This is a genomic window from Pseudomonas glycinae, from assembly GCF_001594225.2.
GTDB lineage: Bacteria > Pseudomonadota > Gammaproteobacteria > Pseudomonadales > Pseudomonadaceae > Aquipseudomonas > Aquipseudomonas glycinae.
Genome location: NZ_CP014205.2, coordinates 6,339,419 through 6,358,590 on the forward strand (window position 1 = coordinate 6,339,419; position 19,172 = coordinate 6,358,590).

Sequence of the window (19,172 nt, forward strand, 5' to 3'; positions counted from 1 at the left end):
CGCATCCTGAACAGCGGACGCGGAGCGTCCAGTGATGCATTCCCACGCAGAGCGTGGGAACGATCTGAGAGGTGAGATATGTACAACTGGATCGACGCCCTCGCCGACCTGCAGAACCAGGGCGAACCCTGCGTTCTGGTGACGATCATCGAAGAGCTCGGCTCGACGCCGCGCAATGCCGGCTCGAAAATGGTCGTCAGCGCCCGCCAGACGTTCGACACCATCGGTGGCGGGCACCTGGAGTACAAAGCCATGCAGATCGCCCGCGACATGCTCGCCAGCGGCAAGCAGGACACCCATCTTGAGCGCTTCAGCCTCGGCGCCAGCCTTGGCCAGTGCTGCGGCGGCGCCACGGTGCTGTTGTTCGAACCGATGGGCCAGGTGCAGGCGCAGATCGCCGTGTTCGGCGCCGGCCATGTCGGCCGCGCGCTGGTACCCTTGCTCGCCAGCCTGCCCTGCCGGGTGCGCTGGATCGATTCACGGGAAGAGGAATTCCCCGAACAGATTCCCCACGGCGTGCGCAAGATCGTCGCCGAGGAACCGGTGGATGAAATCGACGACCTGCCCGCCGGCAGCTACTGCATCGTCATGACCCACAATCATCAACTGGATCTGGAACTCACCGCCGCGATCCTCAAGCGCAACGACTTCACCTGGTTTGGCCTGATCGGCTCGAAGACCAAACGGGCCAAGTTCGAACATCGCCTGCGTGACCGTGGTTTCGACGCCAGCGTCGTGCAACGCATGCGCTGCCCGATGGGCATCGGCGAAGTCAAAGGCAAGTTGCCTGTGGAAATCGCCATCTCCATCGCCGGCGAAATCATCGCCACCTATAACGCCAATTTCGGCCAGCACACCGCCAGCGCCGAACCGATTGCCAAACTGCTGCCGGTTTCGCGCCGCAGTCAGGCCGCCACACTCAAAGCCTCAAACTGATTAGAGAACCCTCATGCCTCTGACTCGCAAAGCCTACCGCGCCGCCATCCTGCACAGCATCGCCGACCCTGCCGAGGTCGGCATCGAAGCCTCCTACGAGTATTTCGAGGACGGCCTGCTGGTGGTCGATGACGGCAAGATCAGTGCCCTCGGCCACGCCAGCGAACTGCTCCCGACGCTGCCGGCGGACATCGAGATCACCCATCACAAGGATGCGCTGATCACCCCGGGCTTCATCGACACCCACATCCACCTGCCGCAGACCGGCATGGTCGGCGCCTATGGCGAGCAACTGCTGGACTGGCTGAACACCTACACCTTCCCGTGCGAAAGCCAGTTCGCCGACAAGGCCCACGCCGATGAGGTCGCGGACATCTTCATCAAGGAACTGCTGCGCAACGGCACCACCACGGCCCTGGTGTTCGGCAGCGTGCACCCGCAGTCGGTGAACTCGTTCTTCGAAGCGGCCGAGAAGCTCGACCTGCGGATGATCGCCGGCAAGGTGATGATGGACCGCAACGCGCCGGACTACCTGACCGACACTCCGGAATCGAGCTACCTCGACAGCAAGGCGCTGATCGAGCGCTGGCACGGCAAGGGTCGTCTGCACTATGCCGTCACCCCGCGTTTCGCTCCGACCAGCACCCCGGAACAGCTGACGCTCGCCGGCCAGTTGCTCAGCGAATACCCGGATCTGTACATGCAGACCCACATCAGCGAAAACCTCAAGGAAGTCGAATGGGTCAAGGCGCTGTTCCCGGAGCGCAAGGGCTATCTGGACGTCTACGATCACTATCAATTGCTCGGCGAGCGCTCGGTGTTCGCCCACGGCGTGCACCTGTGCGACGACGAATGCGCGCGCCTGGCGCAGACCGGTTCGGCGGTCGCGTTCTGCCCGACCTCGAACTTCTTCCTCGGCAGCGGCCTGTTCAACCTGCCGATGGCCGAGAAGCACAAACTGAACGTCGGCCTCGGGACTGACGTCGGCGGCGGCACCAGTTTCTCGCTGCTGCAAACCCTGAACGAAGCCTACAAGGTGATGCAACTGCAAGGTGCGCGCCTGAGCCCGTTCAAGTCGCTGTACCTCGCCACCCTCGGCGGCGCACGGGCACTGCGCCTGGAAGACAAGATCGGCAACCTGCAACCGGGCTCCGACGCCGACTTCCTGGTGCTGGACTACAACGCCACGCCGCTGCTGAGCTACCGCTTGAAGCAGGCCAACAACATTGCCGAAACGTTGTTTGTGCTGATGACCCTGGGCGATGACCGCACTGTGGCCCAGACCTATGCGGCGGGTGCGCTGGTGCACCAGCGCTAACTGATTGCTCGATCGTTCCCACGCTCTGCGTGGGAATGCCTCTGGGGACGCTCCGCGTCCAGTGACGCGGAGCGTCACGGGCTGCATTCCCACGCAGAGCGTGGGAACGATCAGGAGAGCAAAAAAATCCCCCGGTACTTTTCAGTCCGGGGGATTTTTATTACCTGTCAGATTGCTATCGCTGGCAAGCCAGCTCCCACAGGGTTTTATGGTGTTCACCAGAATTGCGTCACATCGCAAATCCTGTGGGAGCTGGCTTGCCAGCGATTGGGGTCGACGCGGTCTGACTTAGAGCTTGGCCGCAGGCCGCCCCGGCTTCTTGGTCTGCAACAGATGCGAGAACACTGCATGCAGATCGTCCGAAGCGCTTTCCTCGTCGAGGTTGAGCTTGCTGTCGATGTGGTCCATGTGATGCATCATCAGGTCCACTGCCAGCTCGCCGTTGCGCGCTTCGATGGCGTCGATCAACTGAGTGTGCTCGTCGTAGGAACAGTGCGAACGGTTGCCGCTTTCATATTGGGCAATGATCAGCGAGGTCTGCGAAACGAGGCTGCGCTGGAAACTGATCAACGGCGCGTTCTTCGCCGCTTCGGCCAGTTTCAGGTGGAATTCGCCGGAGAGACGGATGCCGGCGCCGCGATCGCCACGGGAGAAGCTGTCGCGTTCGTCGTTGACCATCTGGCGCAATTCAGCGATCTGCTCGGCGGTGGCGTGCTGCACCGCCAGTTCAGTGATCGCGCGTTCCACCAGACGCCGGGCGAGGAACACCTGACGCGCTTCTTCGACGCTCGGGCTGGCCACTACCGCGCCACGGTTCGGCCGCAACAGCACCACGCCTTCATGGGCCAGACGCGATAGCGCACGGCGAATGATGGTGCGGCTGACCCCGAAAATTTCCCCCAGCGCTTCTTCGCTCAACTTGGTGCCGGGCGCCAGGCGTTGTTCGAGGATGGCCTCGAAGATATGCGCATAGACAATATCGTCCTGGGTTCCGCTGCGGCCGGCTTTGCCTGCTCGCGGTTGTTTCTTGAGGGGTTGCAACTGTTCGTTCATGGGCACTCGAGTCGGGAAGAACGCGGCGAATTGACCGTGACTGTAATACGGCACAGTGGGTCGCTGGCAAGTATCGCGTAAAAAACAGCGCGATTGTACACAATGGAAGGTGGCAACACGACTGTACGGCTGTTTGCGGCTACGGCTGTATTGCAACGCTCCGTTACGTTTGAGTTTAGGCTTGATCGCAGAATCCGCGATCCCTGTGGGAGCGAGCTTGCTCGCGATAGCGGTTGGACATTCAACTCCAATGTCGACTGTTCCGCCGTCATCGCGAGCAAGCCCGCTCCCACAAGGGTTTCGCGTAGCAGCAAATATCTTCATTGGTACAAGGAATACCCCTGTCATGAACGAAATCACCCACACCCGACTGCGCCCGCTGGCGGACACATCGCCCTCCGCCATCGTCGCCGGGTTCATCGCGATGATGACCGGCTACACCAGTTCGCTGGTGCTGATGTTCCAGGCCGGACAAGCGGCGGGCCTGACCAGCGGGCAGATTTCGTCGTGGATCTGGGCGATTTCCATCGGCATGGCGGTGTGTTCGATCGGCCTGTCGCTGCGCTATCGCACGCCGATCACCATTGCCTGGTCAACGCCCGGCGCGGCGCTGTTGATCACCAGCCTCGGCGGCGTTACCTACGGCGAAGCCATCGGCGCCTACATCACCTGCGCGGTGCTGGTGACCATTTGCGGCCTGACCGGCAGCTTCGAACGGCTGGTGAAAAAGATTCCGGCCTCCCTCGCCGCCGCGCTGCTGGCGGGGATTCTGTTCAAGATAGGCAGCGAAATCTTCGTCGCCGCGCAACATCGCACCGGTCTGGTGCTGGGGATGTTCTTCACTTATCTCATCGTCAAACGCCTGTCGCCACGCTATGCGGTGCTCGCCGCGCTGCTGATCGGCACCGCGCTGTCGGGTTTCATGGGGCTGCTGGACTTCAGCGGTTTTCATCTGGAAGTGGCGACACCAGTCTGGACCACGCCGCACTTTTCTCTGGCCGCGACTATCAGCATCGGCATTCCGCTGTTTGTGGTAGCGATGACCTCGCAAAACATGCCCGGCATCGCCGTGTTGCGCGCCGATGGCTACAACGTCCCGGCCTCGCCGCTGATCACCGCGACCGGCATCGCGTCCTTGCTGCTGGCACCGTTCGGTTCCCACGGCATCAACCTGGCGGCCATCAGCGCGGCGATCTGCACCGGGCCCCATGCCCATGAGGATCGCAACAAACGCTACACCGCTGCGGTGTGGTGCGGGATTTTCTACGGGATTGCCGGGGTGTTCGGCGCCACGCTGGCGGCGCTGTTCGCCGCGCTGCCCAAGGAACTGGTGCTGTCGATTGCTGCTTTGGCGCTGTTCGGCTCGATCATCAACGGCTTGAGCATTGCCATGACCGAGGTGAAGGAACGGGAAGCGGCGCTGATCACCTTCATGGTCACGGCGTCGGGGCTGACGCTGTTTTCCATCGGTTCGGCGTTCTGGGGGATTGTCGCGGGGGTGTTGACCTTGCTGATCCTCAACTGGCGCAAGGCTTGAGGCCTCGTTAAAAAGCAGGCATAAAAAAACGGCGACCCTCAGGTCACCGTTTTTTTCAGTATCACTTGGCCGCGTTGATCGGCTTTTCCGGATACCAGACGTCCAGCAGCGGGCTGATTTCAGTGCTGGTCAGCTCGGAGCGGGTTTTCAGCCAGGCTTCAACAGCAGCGCGCTGCTCTTCGGTGACCGAGCCACGCTTCTGCAGGCAAACCAGACCGAAGTCGTCGCCGCCGACATAGCCCAGACCGTTGGCTTCCATGGCTTCTTTGATGAATGCTTCGAGGAAAGCGTCAATGGCTTCTTCGGACAGGTCTTCTTTGAAGCCCAGGTTCAGTTCGAAACCCAGCTCTTGAAATTCATCGACGCACAGTTTTTTGCGCAGACGCTGGGAACGGTTAGTCGCCATTGGAACAATCCTCTTAAGTAATTACGGCCGGCACTTTACCAGTTTAAGCCGGCGATTGCCCGCCTATCCGGGACGTGCGTGCGACCGCCTGTAAAAAAATAACGAATTGGCGCCCTTGCGAAAGGCCCAAGCTGTTGCACCTTGGGGCATAATGCCGACACTTTCATGACCACTGAGGGCCTTTTCATCCATGTCCTCGTCTTTTTTCCCCTCGGCTGTAGGGTTTTATTTCATATGATCAAATCGTTGCGTCCTCTGCTCCTGGCCGGTCTTCTTCTGCCGCTGGCCTTGCCCGTCTCCGCTGCCACCATCAACACCGCCCTGACCCCCAACGTCGAAAAAGCCCTCAAGGCCAGCAAGCTGCAGCCCACTGCCCTGTCGCTGGTGATGGTGCCGCTGGACGGCCCGGGCACGCCGACCGTGTACAACGCCGACGTGTCGGTCAACCCGGCCTCGACCATGAAACTGGTCACCACCTACGCAGCGCTGGAAATGCTCGGCCCCAATCATCAGTGGAAAACCGAGTTCTACACCGACGGCGACCTGAACGGCGGGATCCTCAACGGCAACCTCTACCTCAAGGGCGGCGGCGATCCGAAGCTGAACATGGAAAAACTCTGGCTGCTGATGCGCGACCTGCGCGCCAACGGCGTGACCCAGGTCACCGGTGATCTGGTGCTCGATCGCAGCTTCTTCGTGCAGCCGCAACTGCCGGAATTCAACGATGACGGCAACGACGAGAACAAGCCGTTCCTGGTCAAGCCGGATTCGCTGCTGGTCAACCTCAAGGCCCTGCGTTTCGTGGCCCGCAACGACAATGGCCGGGTGCTGATCTCGGTCGAACCGCCGATTGCCAGCATCAACATCGAGAACACTGTCAAAGCGCTCAACTCCAAACAATGCACCGGCGGCGTGCGCTACAACCCGGTGCCGCAGGCCGATGGCAGCGTGACCGTGACCGTGGCCGGCCAGTTGGGCGAAGGCTGCAGCTCGCAGACTTACCTGTCGCTGCTCGACCACGCGACCTACACCGCCGGTGCCGTGCGGGCGATCTGGAAGGAACTGGGCGGCAGCATCCAGGGCAAGGATCGTCTGGCCCCGACCCCGAGCAGCGCGAAAGTGCTGGCCCGTGCGTTCTCGCCGGATCTGGCGGAAATCATCCGCGACATCAACAAATACAGTAACAACACCATGGCTCAGCAGCTGTTCCTGAGCCTGGGCCAGAAATTCCGCAACGACGCCGACGGCGATGACGCCAAAGCCGCGCAACGGGTGGTGCGTCAGTGGCTGGCGAAGAAAGGCATCACCGCGCCGCATCTGGTGATGGAGAACGGCTCCGGTCTGTCGCGTTCCGAGCGGGTCAGCGCCCGGGAAATGGCCAACATGCTGCAAGCGGCCTGGCACAGCCCATATGCTGCCGAGTACATCAGTTCACTGCCGATCGCGGGCACTGACGGCACCATGCGCAAACGCCTCAAGACCACCGCGATGCGCGGCGAAGCCCACGTCAAGACCGGTACGCTGAACACCGTGCGGGCAATCGCCGGCTTCAGCCGCGACGTCAACGGCAACACCTGGGCGGTGGTGGCGATCCTCAACGACAAGGCCCCGTTCGGCGCGTCGTCGGTGCTGGATCAGGTACTGCTGGATCTCTACAAACAGCCGCGGACGCCGCAGACTGCTTCGGTTCTGTAACCCATTAAATGATTGTTCCCACGTCGAGGCGTCGAACCGTCCGCGTGGGAATACAGCCCGTGACGCTCTGCGTCACTGGACGCGGAGCGTCCCCGGAGGCATTCCCACGCAGAGCGTGGGAACGATCAGGTGGCAGAGGGGCTCAGTTCATCTGCCGCTCGACCCGATCCCGTCCGCCCTGCTTCGCCGCATACACCCCCGAATCCGCCCGCAGCAACAGCGCGTCCGCGCCCTCACCCGGTCGCCAGCTGGCAATCCCGAAACTGGCCGTCACCACCCCCACCACGTCGATCGGCGCACTGCGCAGGCTGTGCCATAACTCCTCGGCCAGCATGTGGGCGTGATCGCCGTCGATGTCCGGGCACAACACCATGAACTCTTCGCCACCCAAGCGGCAGAACACGTCGGTACGCCGCAGCCGGTGACCGATGCGCTCGCAGACCGCCTGCAACACGCGGTCGCCTACCGCGTGACCGTACTGATCGTTGATCCGCTTGAAGTGGTCGATGTCGAGCATGATCACCGACAACTCGCCTCCGCCGCGCTCGACCCGGGCCATTTCGGTGGTCAGGCGCTCCTGGAAATAGCGCCGGTTGTGAATCCCGGTCAGGGAATCGGTCACCGACAGCGCGCGCAGCTCTTCTTCCACCCGTTTCAGGTCGGAAATATCCGAAATATAGCCATGCCACAGCACCCCGCCGCCCGGCAGTTCCTCCGGCGTCGCCTCGCCGCGAACCCAGCGCAGGCCACGCTCGGGCAATTGCACACGATACTCCTCACGCCATGGGCTGAGATTGTCCGCCGAAGCACGGATCGACTTGCGCACGCGGCTGACGTCCTGCGGGTGGATACGGGTGAAGATCGCCTCGGCGTTGAGCAGCAGCACGTCCGGCTCCAGCTCGTAGATCTCGCGGATGCCGTCGCTGGCGTAGATCACGCTGAAACGCCCGTCGAACTCCATCTTGAATTGATAGATCCCGCCGGGAACATGGGCGCTGAGCTTCTTCAACAGCACGTCCCGCGCGGCCAGGGCTTCATGCACGCGCTTGCGCTCGGTGATGTCGATGCAGATCGCCAGATGGCCGACCCACAGCCCTTGTTCGTCCAGCACCGGGGTGGCCAACATGTTCACCGGCAGGTGGCTGCCATCCTTGCGCACCAGCGTCCATTCCCGCGCTTCGTGCCCGCCGACTTCGCCGCCCTCCACCAGCATCGCCTGACAGGTCGGAATGGCCTTGCCATAACGGGCGCTGAGTTCCGCCGCGCGGGCCACCAGTTCCCGGGGAAAGTGCAGGTTTTCCAGGGTCATGTGGCCGACCACTTCGTTGCTGTGATAACCGAGCATCTGCTCGGCACCGGGGTTGAAAGTGTTGATCACTCCGCGCAGGTCGGTGGCGATGATTGCAACCTGGGTCGCCGCGTTGAGCACCCCGCGCAACTGACCGTGGGTGCCGCGCAGTTCCTGCTCGCGCTCATGCAGTTCCTGAGTGCGCAACTCGACCATGCGCAACGCACGCTGGCGCTGGCTGACCAGCACATAAAGCAGCGCGCTCAGCAGCAGACTGAGCAACCCGCCCAGCACCACTACGCTGCCCACCGACGAATGGTTGGCCTGCATGAACGCTTCGCTGGGCAGGATATCTACCTGATAGTCGTGATCGGCCATGCGCACCAGCCGGGTCGCCGACAGATCACTCTGCGCCGGTTCATTGGTCGATTCGAACAGCACTTCATGCTGATCAGTGGTGGACAGATCGAGGATGCGCACCGACAGATAGTCATGAAATGCATCCGGCAAGCCGTCTGCCAGCAGCTGACGCATGCTGATGACAGCCATCACGTAGCCGTATGATCTGGGCTCGCCTTCGCGTAACACAGGTGCCACCAGCAATACGCCGCGTGCGTATGCCGGCTCGATACCGACCAGATGCATCGGCTGCGACACTGCCAGACTGCGAAGCTGGTCGGCGCGCTCCAGGGTCGAGCGGCGCAACGGCTGAGCCAGCAAGTCGTAACCCAGCGGAGAACCGAGCCGGCTCTGGGTCTGGCTGTACACCACGACGACGTACTCATCGCGGGCCGAGGCCAGTTGCAGTTCGCCGCGCGCATTGAGTTCGCGCACGCTGAAGGTGCTCAGGCCCTCATCTCGCACGCGCTGCTCGAAGGCGGCACGTTCGGCACCGCTCACCCGCAAGGCAAACGAATAAGCCTGGGTGCGCAGCAATAGAGGATGGGTGTAACCGTCGAATTCGGCGCGGGACACCGATTCGGAGTTGGCGAAGAACCGGCGCAGGCCATCGAGACGTTGCTCCTGATCCTGAAATCGTTCTTCGATGCGGCTATAGCGTTCGTTGGCCAGCAGCTGAAAGCGTTGGCGCAACTGGCTGTGAAACTGATTGAGGGTGCCCCAGGCGAGCAGCCCCGTGAGAATTCCGCCGGCGAGCAATACCAGCACCCCGACCAGCCAGGCCGAGACGTCTTCGCTGATAAAACCCAATATCTTCGGGCGCACGGGGTGCAACGACATAAAAGCCACTCACTACGTCAGCATCTGCGGGAAAAACCCCATCGGCCGTGTGTGAGTTATAGCTATTAGCCACTAATTTGGCTAGCTCTGAACGGATCCAAGAGCCTTTAAAAATCAAGGCTCTGTGGATCCAATTTTGCAAAGCGTCAACGAGCCGTGATTTTCCAGGCGCGGTGGATCTTGCCGTTACGGGCGAAATCCGGGTCGATGGTGCTGGCGGTGATTTCCTCGACCGCGTAGCGCTCGGCCAGGTTGTCTTCGAGCTGGAACTTGCGGAAGTTGTTTGAGAAGTACAACACCCCGCCCGCCGCCAGTCGGGCCATGGCAAGGTCGATCAACTGCACCTGATCTCGCTGCACGTCGAAGATGCCTTCCATGCGCTTGGAGTTGGAGAAGGTCGGCGGATCGATGAAGATCAGGTCGTACTCTTCGCGGCAGTTTTCCAGCCACGCCATCACGTCGCCCTGCTCCAGACGGTTCTTTTCGGAGAAACCGTTGAGCGACAGGTTGCGGCGCGCCCAGTCGAGGTAGGTTTTCGACAGGTCGACACTGGTGGTGCTGCGCGCGCCGCCCTTGGCTGCGTGCACGCTGGCGGTCGCGGTGTAGCAGAACAGGTTGAGGAAGCGCTTGCCGGCGGCCTCTTTCTGGATACGCATGCGCATCGGCCGGTGATCGAGGAACAGCCCGGTGTCGAGGTAGTCGGTGAGGTTGACCAGCAACTTCACGCCGCCCTCGGTCACTTCATTGAACTTGCCCTGGGCGGCCTGACGCTCGTACTGTTTGGTGCCGCTCTGACGCTCCCGGCGCTTGACCACCACGCGGCTCTTGTCGATGTTCAGCGCCTGCGGAATGGCCGCCAGGGCGTCGAACATGCGGATCGAGGCCTTTTCCGGGTCGATCGACTTCGGCGCGGCGTATTCCTGAACGTGCACCCAGTCGTGGTACAGGTCGATGGCCATGGCGTATTCCGGCATGTCCGCATCGTAGACGCGGTAGCAATCGATGCCTTCACGCTTGACCCACTTGCTCATGGCCTTGAGGTTCTTTTGCAGGCGGTTGGCAAACATCTGCCCGCCTTCGCTCAGGCGCGGTTGCTCGATCACTGGCGCCGGGGCCGGCGTCGGTTTGATCGGGTTGCCGTTCTTGTTGAACTTGCGCTCCTGCGGCTCGTTCGGCGTCTGGTCGTAAGCGGCTTGCTCGCGCTCGGCCTGACGTTGTTCCGGGGTGCGGCGCTCGCCGGTGACGAACTGATCCGGCAGGACTTTGATCAACAGCAGCTTGCACGGCAACGCGCCGTTCCAGAACGAATACTGCTTGTGGCTGCGGATGCCCATGCGCTTGCCCAGGTCCGGCGCGCCGGTGAACACCGCTGCTTCCCAGTTCAGGCAGGCCTGACGCAGACGCTCGCCGAGGTTCTGGTAGAGGTACAACAGGCTGGCTTCATCGCCCAGACGCTCGCCGTACGGCGGGTTGCAGATGACCAGCCCTTTCTGGTTCTGATCCGGACGCGGTTCGAACGTCGCCACTTCGCCCTGATAGATCTTGATCCACTCGCTCAGGCCGGCGCGTTCGACGTTGTTGCGGCCCGGCTGGATCAGCCGTGGGTCGGCTTCATAACCGCGAATCCACAGCGGCGGCTTGGCCAGACCGGCAGCAGCACGCTCGACGGCTTCTTCATGCAGTTTTTTCCACAGCGCCGGCACGTGACCGAGCCAGGCGGTGAAGCCCCACTGTTCGCGACGCAGGTTCGGCGCCATGTCGGCGGCGATCATACCGGCTTCGACCAGGAACGTGCCGACACCGCACATCGGGTCAGCCAGCGCGCCACCTTCGGCGGCAATGCGCGGCCAGCCGGAACGGATCAGGATCGCGGCTGCAAGGTTCTCCTTCAGCGGCGCAGCGCCCTGCTGCAAGCGGTAACCACGCTGGTGCAGGCTGTGGCCGGAGAGGTCGAGGGACAGAATCGCTTCGCCACGATCCAGACGCAGGTGAATGCGCAGGTCCGGGTTGAGTTTGTCGATGCTCGGGCGGTCGCCCTGCGGTGTGCGCAGTTTGTCGACGATGGCGTCCTTGACCTTCAGGGCGCCGAAGTGAGTGTTGTCGATGCCCGAACCGTGGCCGCTGAATTCCACGGCGAGGGTGCCGTCGGCCAGCATGTGATCCTGCCAGTCGACGTCGAGTACGCCGTGGTACAGGTCTTCAGCGTTTTTCATCGGGAAGCGCTTGAGCACCAGCAGCACCCGGTTGGCCAGACGCGACCAGAGGCACAGGCGATAAGCGGTTTCCATGGTCGCCATGCCACGCACGGCGGAGGTGTGTTCGCGGGCCTCTTCAAGGCCAAGCCCGACGGCTTCCTCGATGAGCAGGCCTTCAAGGCCTTTGGGGCAAGTGAGGAAGAGTTCGAAACGGTCGGACATGGTTTTTCCAGAGCCTTTGGCTGATGAACCGGCAACGCATTGCCGATCCGGTTTTCAATCAGGCGCTTTTCTACAAGAGCGCCCGCGTGGCACGAAGGTGTGCCGTTCCATCCCCGCTGCTCGGGTTAAAAGAGCTTAGATGCCGGGACAGAGAAAAAAGTTGAAGCAACAAAATGACTCAAAGCAACCCTTCGTCGAATAGTACCCCAGTGTAAACGTGGGTCATTCTCACTAAAGGATTAACCTCATCATCCAGCGCGGGGCCGATCATACCGGGGTTTGGCCAACAAACGCTGGATAAATACGCGGTTACTTATGGCCATAGCATCTTTTTCGTTACGTCCTTATGACAAAACGGTCATTCCATCGATGTGACTCATTGGTTAGAACTGGACACAGGTTGACGTCGCAACGGCGTCAACACCTTGGCTCGCCACGCCGGCAGCGAGCCGCCAACGGCAGAGTTTTTCTGCCAGACCTCAGTTGAGGTCGACGCGACAAAAACAGTCAACAAGTGAGGGAAACACCCTATGAGAAGACTTAAGCGTGATCCGTTGGAAAGAGCATTTTTGCGCGGATATCAATATGGCGTTGGTGGCAAATCCCGTGAGCTTTGCCCATTTACTCTACCGTCGGTACGTCAAGCCTGGATCAACGGCTGGCGAGAAGGACGCGGCGACAACTGGGACGGTATGACCGGCACTGCGGGAATCCACAGACTCAACGAACTTCACGCCGTCGGCTGACACAGGGCACTTATTGCGACACGACAATCTGATTTCGTAACGACCTGATCACCATGCACGTCCTTCCCGGACGGCGGGCTACGGCCCAGGGGCTCCTTCGAGGAGCCCTTTTTTATGCCTGCCTTTTAAATCCGCAAATCAGCGCTTGGCGGCGATCGCGTCCACGGACTCGCGGATCAGCGCCGGGCCCTTGTAGATGAAGCCGGAGTAGATCTGCACCAGGCTCGCGCCGGCAGCGATCTTCTCGGCCGCATGCTTGCCTTCGGTGATACCGCCCGCCGCGATGATCGGCAGCTTGCCGCCCAGCTCGGATGCCAGCACTTTCACGGTATGGGTACTCTTTTCACGCACTGGCGCGCCGGACAGACCGCCCGCCTCGTCACCATGTTCCATGCCTTCGACGCCCACGCGGCTGAGGGTGGTGTTGGTGGCGATCACCGCGTCCATCCCGGTTTCGATCAGCGCCTGGGCGACTTGCGCGGTTTCTTCGTCGGTCATGTCCGGCGCGATCTTGATCGCCAGCGGTACATGCTTGCCGTGGCGCAGGGCCAGTTCGGCGCGGCGCGTGGCCAGGTCCGCCAGCAATTGCTTGAGCGAGTCACCAAATTGCAGGCTGCGCAGGCCCGGAGTGTTCGGCGAGCTGACGTTGACCGTGACGTAACTGGCGTGGGCGTAGACCTTGTCCAGGCAGATCAGGTAGTCGTCTACAGCGCGCTCGACCGGGGTGTCGAAGTTCTTGCCGATGTTGATCCCCAGCACGCCCTTGTATTTGGCCGCCGCCACCCGCGCCAGCAGGTTATCCACACCGAGGTTGTTGAACCCCATGCGGTTGATGATCGCCTCGGCTTCCGGCAGGCGGAAAATCCGTGGTTTCGGGTTGCCCGGCTGCGGGCGCGGAGTCACGGTGCCGATTTCGACAAAACCGAAACCCAGTTGCGCGAAGCCGTCGATGGCCGCGCCGTTCTTGTCCAGACCGGCCGCCAGCCCCACAGGATTCGGGAACTGCAGACCCATGACATTCACCGGCAGCGACGCCGGGGCCTTGCACAGCAAACCGTTGAGGCCCAAACGCCCGCCCGCGCCGATCAGATCCAGCGACAGATCGTGGGAGGTTTCCGGGGAAAGTTTGAACAACAGCTGACGGGCCAGGGTGTACATGGGCGGCTATGACTCGGGCGGCGAAAAGAGGCGGCGATTATAGCCGGGCATCGCCCCACCGCGCGAGGCGCACGGGTAAATCGGTGCGCATGGCATATGCCTTGCACCTTCCTCGGCATCAGCCTGCAGGCCAATGGTGGCGTGCAGGCAAGGACAATGGCGTCGTCTCTCGGTTTTGCGCGGGCAAAGCCTGGGACGGCGTTTTTTTTGAGGGTGGCTTTCATGACTCAAACCTCCGCCGGGCCGATGGCCTGGGTCAACGGCAGCGATGCCCCGGAAAAAAGTGCGATCAACCTGGGCTTCATGGCCCTGAGCGACTGCGCCTCGCTGGTGGTCGCCGCCACCCAGGGCTTTGCTCAGCCTTACGGGTTGACCCTGAATCTCAAACGCCAGAGTTCCTGGGCCAACCTGCGGGACAATCTGGTCAGCGGTGAACTCGATGCCGCCCACAGCCTTTACGGCCTGATCTACGCAGTGCATCTGGGCATCGGCGGCATCGCGTCGACCGACATGGCGGTGTTGATGGGTCTGAACCAGAACGGCCAGAGCCTCAACCTGTCCCACGGCTTGCAGGGCCTGGGCGTGACCGGTCCTGAAGCGCTGCACCACCATGTGCACCAAACCCGCGCAAAACTGACCTTCGCCCAGACTTTCCCGACCGGCACCCATGCCATGTGGCTGTATTACTGGCTGGCGAGCCAGGGCATTCATCCGTTGCAGGATGTCGACAGCGTGGTGGTGCCGCCGCCGCAAATGGTCGCGCACTTGCAGGCCGGACGCATTGATGGCCTCTGCGTGGGCGAACCGTGGGCGGCCAGCGCCGTGCAGCAGGATCTCGGTTTCACGCTGGCGACCAGCCAGACCATCTGGCCCGATCATCCGGAGAAAGTTCTCGGCTGCACCCGCGCCTTCGTCGAGCAGTACCCCAACACCGCCCGGGCGCTGGTGATGGCGATCCTCGAAGCCAGCCGCTTCATTGAAGAAAGCCCGGAAAACCGCCGCAGCACCGCGCAGTTGCTGAGCGCTGCGGAATACCTCGACGCCCCGGTGTCCTGCATCGAACCGCGCTTTCTCGGCGATTACGACGATGGACTGGGCAATCGCTGGCAGGACCCGCACGCCCTGCGCTTTCACGGCGATGGCGCGGTGAATCTGCCGTATCTGTCGGATGGCATGTGGTTCATGACCCAGTTCCGCCGCTGGGGCTTGCTGCGCGATGACCCGGATTACCTCACCGTCGCCCGGCAGGTACAACAACTGGAGATCTATCGCGACGCGGCGACTGCTGTGGGCGTCGCAGCCTGGGGCAAGGACATGCGCAGCAGCCAGTTGATCGACGGCAAAATCTGGGACGGCAGCGATCCTGCCGCCTACGCCCGAAGCTTCAAGCTCCATGCGCTGAGCGACAGCGCCCCCCTTCTCGCCCAGCGCTGACAGGAGACCGCGAACATGCTGCGCATTCTGCTGATCAACGACACCGCGAAAAAAGTCGGACGCCTGAAAGCCGCGCTGACCGAGGCCGGTTTCGAGGTGATCGATGAGTCGGGCCTGACCATCGACCTGCCGGCGCGCGTCGAAACGGTGCGTCCGGACGTGATCCTGATCGATACCGAGTCACCGAGCCGCGATGTGATGGAGCAAGTGGTGCTGGTCAGCCGCGACCAGCCCCGGCCGATCGTGATGTTCACCGACGAACATGACCCCGGCGTAATGCGTCAGGCGATCAAGTCCGGGGTCAGTGCCTACATCGTCGAGGGCATTCACGCACAACGTCTGCAGCCGATTCTCGACGTGGCCATGGCCCGTTTCGAAAGCGACCAGGCCTTGCGCGCCCAGCTTCAGGCCCGCGACCAGCAACTGGCCGAGCGCAAGCGCATCGAACTGGCCAAAGGGCTGCTGATGAAAATGAAGGACTGCAACGAAGAAGAGGCCTACACCCTGATGCGCCGCCAGGCCATGAGCCGCCAGCAGAAACTGATTCAGGTGGCAGAGCAGATCATCGCGATGAGCGAGTTGCTTGGCTGAAGTTTCGTGGAGCCTCTGAAGGCCCCATCGCTGGCAAGCCAGCTCCCACAGGTTTCCTTGTCGTACACAGTGTCTGTGATTAATGCAGAACCTGTGGGAGCGGGCTTGGCCGCGATTGGCCGCAACGCGGTTTCAGACTATTGGCACAAATCTCGCTAAGTAATCCCTACAGGTAACCAACGGCGGTTGCCCCACCTACGACAAAGACGTCGCTCACCTTCTTCGCCCCTTTCGGCGATCCGGGTAGCGGCGTTTTTGCGTTTTGGCCCCATCGAACGGGGCCGGTGGTGCGGCCGTGGCGGCGCCCCACTGTGCTGGTTCTGACTCCTTCTCGAGATTCTCTACCGCTGAGGTGCGCGATGAATAAAAGCTTCTGGAAATCCGGCCACACCCCGACCCTGTTCGCGGCCTTCCTGTATTTCGACCTGAGCTTCATGGTCTGGTACCTGCTCGGCCCGCTGGCGGTGCAGATTGCTGGCGATCTGCACCTGACTACCCAGCAGCGCGGTCTTGTGGTCGCCACGCCGATTCTGGCCGGCGCGGTACTGCGTTTTGCGATGGGCATGCTCGCCGATCGCCTGTCGCCGAAAACCGCCGGGCTGATCGGCCAGGTGATCGTGATCTGCGCACTGTTCGGTGCCTGGAAACTGGGCATCCACAGTTACGAACAGGCCCTGCTGCTCGGTTTGTTCCTCGGTATGGCTGGCGCTTCTTTCGCCGTGGCCCTGCCGCTGGCCTCGCAATGGTATCCGCCGGAACATCAGGGCAAGGCGATGGGCATCGCCGGGGCCGGCAATTCCGGGACTGTGTTCGCGGCACTGATCGCCCCGGTGCTGGCGGCGGCGTTTGGCTGGAGCAATGTATTCGGGTTCGCCCTGATCCCGTTGATCCTGACCCTGGTGCTGTTCGCCTGGCTGGCGAAAAACGCGCCGGAGCGACCAAAAGCCAAAGCCATGGCCGACTACTTCAAGGCTTTGGGTGATCGCGACAGCTGGTGGTTCATGTTTTTCTACAGCGTCACCTTCGGCGGCTTCATCGGCCTGGCCAGCGCCCTGCCCGGCTACTTCAACGATCAATACGGCCTGAGCCCGGTGACCGCCGGTTACTACACCGCCGCCTGCGTCTTCGGCGGCAGCCTGATGCGTCCCCTCGGTGGCGCACTGGCTGACCGATTCGGTGGTATTCGCACGCTTTTGGCGATGTACACGGTCGCCGCAGTTTGTATCGCGGCGGTCGGTTTCAACCTGCCAAGTTCCTACGCGGCGCTGGCACTTTTCGTCTGCACCATGCTCGGTCTCGGCGCAGGTAATGGCGCGGTGTTCCAACTGGTGCCGCAACGTTTCCGGCGCGAAATCGGCGTGATGACCGGGCTGATCGGCATGGCCGGCGGCATCGGCGGTTTTGCCCTGGCGGCAGGCATGGGCGCGATCAAACAGAGCACCGGCAGCTATCAACTGGCGCTGTGGCTGTTCGCCAGCCTTGGCGTGCTGGCGTGGTTCGGCCTGCACGGGGTCAAACGTCGCTGGAGAACCACCTGGGGTTCGGCGGCCGTGACCGCTGCCCGGGTCTGAGGCCCGAATGGCTCTGCAACTGAGCTTCGCCGAAGCCAGCGCCACCGGCCCCCGCGCGGAAAATCAGGACGCCTTGCGCCTGGTCACGCCGGCCCCGGCGCTGGCTGCCAGCAAAGGCTTTCTGTTTGCCATCGCCGACGGCGTGAGCCAGTGCGCCGATGGCGGGCTGGCCGCACGTTCGACCTTGCAGGCGCTGGCACTGGACTATTACGCCACTCCGGAAACCTGGAGCGTGGCCCAGGCCCTCGATCGTCTGCTGCTCGCGCAAAACCGCTGGTTGCAGGCCAACGGTGGCGGCCAGCCGCTGCTCACCACCGTCAGCGCGCTGGTCCTGCGCGGCCGGCGGTTTACCCTGGCGCACGTCGGTGATTGCCGGGTCTATCGCTGGCACGCCGAGACCTTGCAACGGATCAGCGAGGATCACGTCTGGGATCAACCGGGCATGCAGCACGTGCTCAAGCGCGCCCTGGGGCTGGATCAGCATCTGGTGCTGGATTTTCTCGATGGCGAACTGCGTGACGGCGAATGTTTTGTGCTGCTCAGTGATGGCGTTTGGGCGGCGCTCGGCGATACCGCCATTGCCGGAATCCTGCGCGATCAACCGGATCTGCACAGTGCGGCGCAAACGCTGGTCAACGCTGCGCACCTGGCCGGCAGTCAGGACAATGCCAGTGCGCTGTTGGTGCGGGTGGATGCTGTTGGCGAGGCCAGTCTTGGCGATGCGCTGATTCATTTGCAGCAATGGCCGCTGCCCCCGCCGCTGAAACTGGGTCAGGCATTCGAAGGCTGGCAGGTGCAAGGAACCGTCGGTCAGAGCCAGCAATCGTTGCTGTATCGCGTGCTCGATGGTCAGGGCCAAGCCTGGCTGTTGAAGACTTTGCCTGCACAACTGGCAGACGATGCCCAGGCTGGTCAGGCCTTGCTGGCGGAGGAATGGTTTCTCAAACGCGTCGCCGGGCGGCACTTTCCCGAAGTCCATAGCGCCGGTCAGCGTCAGCATTTGTACTACGTGATGCGTGAATATTCAGGGACGACCCTGGCGCAGTTGTTCGCACAAAGCGGCCCGCTGCCACTGGCTCAGTGGCAGGATCTGGCCGAACGTCTGCTGCGGGCAGTCGGCCTGTTACACCGACGGCAGATCCTGCACCGCGACATCAAACCGGAAAACCTGCACCTGGGGGACGACGGCGAGTTGCGCCTGCTGGATTTCGGTCTGGCGTATTGCCCCGGTCTGTCGCAGGACGCACCATCGACCTTGCCCGGAACCCCGAGCTTCATCGCGCCAGAAGCCTTTCAAGGCGCGGCGCCCAGCACACACCAGGATCTGTATGCGGTGGGCGTGACCTTGTATTTCCTGCTCACCGGACATTTTCCCTACGGCGAGATCGAAGCCTTCCAGCGCCCGCGTTTCGGGGTGCCGGTGAGTGCCGGTCGCTATCGCCCGGATCTGCCGGAATGGCTGGCGCAGTGCCTGGAGCGCGGTGTGGCGGCCGATCCTTTGCAACGCTATGAAACCGCCGAGGAATGGCTGCTGATTCTGGAGCAAGGTGAGCGCCGCAGCCTGAATGTGCGCCCTCGCCCCTTGCTGGAGCGTGAGCCGCTGAAGGTCTGGCGGACACTGGCATTACTGGCGCTGCTGGGCAATCTGGTGCTGCTGTTCCTGCTGTTTCATGGCTGATGCGGCGCTCCATTAACGGGCGTGCCGCTTCCATTCAGTGCAAAAACCACAACGAACATCTGGCCAATTCCAGCACTACCCCAGTAAATTCGCGGCCCGCCGCGA

The 19,172-nt window shown here is 62.1% G+C and carries 14 protein-coding genes; 9 read left to right on the forward strand and 5 right to left on the reverse strand.

Annotation, left to right across the window (positions count from 1 at the left end; genetic code table 11):
* Positions 1–78: 78 nt before the first annotated feature.
* Positions 79–936, forward strand: a complete 858-nt coding sequence (gene xdhC / locus AWU82_RS28875) for a xanthine dehydrogenase accessory protein XdhC (RefSeq protein WP_064378758.1) — start codon at positions 79–81, stop codon at positions 934–936.
* A gap of 13 nt (positions 937–949) precedes the next feature.
* Positions 950–2,254, forward strand: coding sequence for a guanine deaminase (gene guaD / locus AWU82_RS28880; RefSeq protein WP_064378757.1), 1,305 nt, complete (start codon positions 950–952; stop codon positions 2,252–2,254).
* 288 nt (positions 2,255–2,542) lie between these two features.
* On the opposite strand, the gene AWU82_RS28885 is transcribed toward guaD, so the two are convergent.
* On the reverse strand, positions 2,543–3,307 hold the full coding sequence (locus AWU82_RS28885; protein ID WP_064378756.1) for a GntR family transcriptional regulator: 765 nt from the start codon (positions 3,305–3,307) through the stop codon (positions 2,543–2,545).
* 346 nt (positions 3,308–3,653) lie between these two features.
* Between AWU82_RS28885 and AWU82_RS28890 the strand changes: the two genes are divergently transcribed.
* Positions 3,654–4,844 (forward strand): benzoate/H(+) symporter BenE family transporter, encoded by a 1,191-nt coding sequence (locus tag AWU82_RS28890; RefSeq protein ID WP_039770013.1) that lies wholly within the window; start codon positions 3,654–3,656, stop codon positions 4,842–4,844.
* A gap of 61 nt (positions 4,845–4,905) precedes the next feature.
* On the opposite strand, the gene AWU82_RS28895 is transcribed toward AWU82_RS28890, so the two are convergent.
* A complete protein-coding gene (locus AWU82_RS28895) occupies positions 4,906–5,250 on the reverse strand; it encodes a YggL family protein (RefSeq protein WP_039770011.1) in 345 nt (114 codons plus the stop codon).
* Between the two features lie 234 nt (positions 5,251–5,484).
* Here AWU82_RS28895 and dacB point away from each other — a divergent pair, with 234 nt between their 5' ends.
* Positions 5,485–6,945 carry a D-alanyl-D-alanine carboxypeptidase/D-alanyl-D-alanine endopeptidase gene (dacB, locus tag AWU82_RS28900; RefSeq protein WP_039770010.1) on the forward strand — a complete coding sequence of 487 codons (1,461 nt, stop codon included), beginning with the start codon at positions 5,485–5,487 and terminating at the stop codon, positions 6,943–6,945.
* A gap of 142 nt (positions 6,946–7,087) precedes the next feature.
* Here the strand turns inward: dacB and AWU82_RS28905 are convergent, their stop codons facing one another.
* Both AWU82_RS28905 and rlmKL read right to left on the reverse strand, forming a co-directional pair.
* Positions 7,088–9,472 (reverse strand): sensor domain-containing diguanylate cyclase, encoded by a 2,385-nt coding sequence (locus AWU82_RS28905; protein WP_064378755.1) that lies wholly within the window; start codon positions 9,470–9,472, stop codon positions 7,088–7,090.
* A gap of 146 nt (positions 9,473–9,618) precedes the next feature.
* Positions 9,619–11,889 carry a bifunctional 23S rRNA (guanine(2069)-N(7))-methyltransferase RlmK/23S rRNA (guanine(2445)-N(2))-methyltransferase RlmL gene (rlmKL, locus tag AWU82_RS28910; protein WP_064378754.1) on the reverse strand — a complete coding sequence of 757 codons (2,271 nt, stop codon included), beginning with the start codon at positions 11,887–11,889 and terminating at the stop codon, positions 9,619–9,621.
* Positions 11,890–12,419: 530 nt separating this feature from the next.
* Here rlmKL and rmf point away from each other — a divergent pair.
* On the forward strand, positions 12,420–12,635 hold the full coding sequence (gene rmf / locus AWU82_RS28915; RefSeq protein WP_003223300.1) for a ribosome modulation factor: 216 nt from the start codon (positions 12,420–12,422) through the stop codon (positions 12,633–12,635).
* A 138-nt stretch (positions 12,636–12,773) separates the two neighbouring features.
* Here the strand turns inward: rmf and AWU82_RS28920 are convergent, their stop codons facing one another.
* A complete protein-coding gene (locus AWU82_RS28920) occupies positions 12,774–13,793 on the reverse strand; it encodes a quinone-dependent dihydroorotate dehydrogenase (RefSeq protein WP_011333259.1) in 1,020 nt (339 codons plus the stop codon).
* A 222-nt stretch (positions 13,794–14,015) separates the two neighbouring features.
* Here AWU82_RS28920 and AWU82_RS28925 point away from each other — a divergent pair, with 222 nt between their 5' ends.
* The 4 genes from AWU82_RS28925 to AWU82_RS28940 all read left to right on the forward strand — a co-directional run bounded on the left by AWU82_RS28925 (position 14,016) and on the right by AWU82_RS28940 (position 19,067).
* On the forward strand, positions 14,016–15,227 hold the full coding sequence (locus tag AWU82_RS28925; protein WP_064378753.1) for a CmpA/NrtA family ABC transporter substrate-binding protein: 1,212 nt from the start codon (positions 14,016–14,018) through the stop codon (positions 15,225–15,227).
* A gap of 15 nt (positions 15,228–15,242) precedes the next feature.
* Positions 15,243–15,818 carry an ANTAR domain-containing response regulator gene (locus tag AWU82_RS28930; protein ID WP_007916390.1) on the forward strand — a complete coding sequence of 192 codons (576 nt, stop codon included), beginning with the start codon at positions 15,243–15,245 and terminating at the stop codon, positions 15,816–15,818.
* Positions 15,819–16,177: 359 nt separating this feature from the next.
* Positions 16,178–17,389, forward strand: a complete 1,212-nt coding sequence (locus tag AWU82_RS28935) for a nitrate/nitrite transporter (RefSeq protein WP_064378752.1) — start codon at positions 16,178–16,180, stop codon at positions 17,387–17,389.
* 7 nt (positions 17,390–17,396) lie between these two features.
* Positions 17,397–19,067, forward strand: coding sequence for a bifunctional protein-serine/threonine kinase/phosphatase (locus AWU82_RS28940; protein ID WP_064378751.1), 1,671 nt, complete (start codon positions 17,397–17,399; stop codon positions 19,065–19,067).
* Positions 19,068–19,172: the final 105 nt, after the last annotated feature.

What these genes read in the sequence shown, in the direction of transcription:
- xdhC (WP_064378758.1), top strand. Translation starts at nt 79, where the DNA reads ATGTACAACTGGATCGACGCCCTCGCCGACCTGCAGAACCAGGGCGAA.
- guaD (WP_064378757.1), top strand. Translation starts at nt 950, where the DNA reads ATGCCTCTGACTCGCAAAGCCTACCGCGCCGCCATCCTGCACAGCATC.
- AWU82_RS28885 (WP_064378756.1), bottom strand. Translation starts at nt 3,307, where the DNA reads ATGAACGAACAGTTGCAACCCCTCAAGAAACAACCGCGAGCAGGCAAA.
- AWU82_RS28890 (WP_039770013.1), top strand. Translation starts at nt 3,654, where the DNA reads ATGAACGAAATCACCCACACCCGACTGCGCCCGCTGGCGGACACATCG.
- AWU82_RS28895 (WP_039770011.1), bottom strand. Translation starts at nt 5,250, where the DNA reads ATGGCGACTAACCGTTCCCAGCGTCTGCGCAAAAAACTGTGCGTCGAT.
- dacB (WP_039770010.1), top strand. Translation starts at nt 5,485, where the DNA reads ATGATCAAATCGTTGCGTCCTCTGCTCCTGGCCGGTCTTCTTCTGCCG.
- AWU82_RS28905 (WP_064378755.1), bottom strand. Translation starts at nt 9,472, where the DNA reads ATGTCGTTGCACCCCGTGCGCCCGAAGATATTGGGTTTTATCAGCGAA.
- rlmKL (WP_064378754.1), bottom strand. Translation starts at nt 11,889, where the DNA reads ATGTCCGACCGTTTCGAACTCTTCCTCACTTGCCCCAAAGGCCTTGAA.
- rmf (WP_003223300.1), top strand. Translation starts at nt 12,420, where the DNA reads ATGAGAAGACTTAAGCGTGATCCGTTGGAAAGAGCATTTTTGCGCGGA.
- AWU82_RS28920 (WP_011333259.1), bottom strand. Translation starts at nt 13,793, where the DNA reads ATGTACACCCTGGCCCGTCAGCTGTTGTTCAAACTTTCCCCGGAAACC.
- AWU82_RS28925 (WP_064378753.1), top strand. Translation starts at nt 14,016, where the DNA reads ATGACTCAAACCTCCGCCGGGCCGATGGCCTGGGTCAACGGCAGCGAT.
- AWU82_RS28930 (WP_007916390.1), top strand. Translation starts at nt 15,243, where the DNA reads ATGCTGCGCATTCTGCTGATCAACGACACCGCGAAAAAAGTCGGACGC.
- AWU82_RS28935 (WP_064378752.1), top strand. Translation starts at nt 16,178, where the DNA reads ATGAATAAAAGCTTCTGGAAATCCGGCCACACCCCGACCCTGTTCGCG.
- AWU82_RS28940 (WP_064378751.1), top strand. Translation starts at nt 17,397, where the DNA reads ATGGCTCTGCAACTGAGCTTCGCCGAAGCCAGCGCCACCGGCCCCCGC.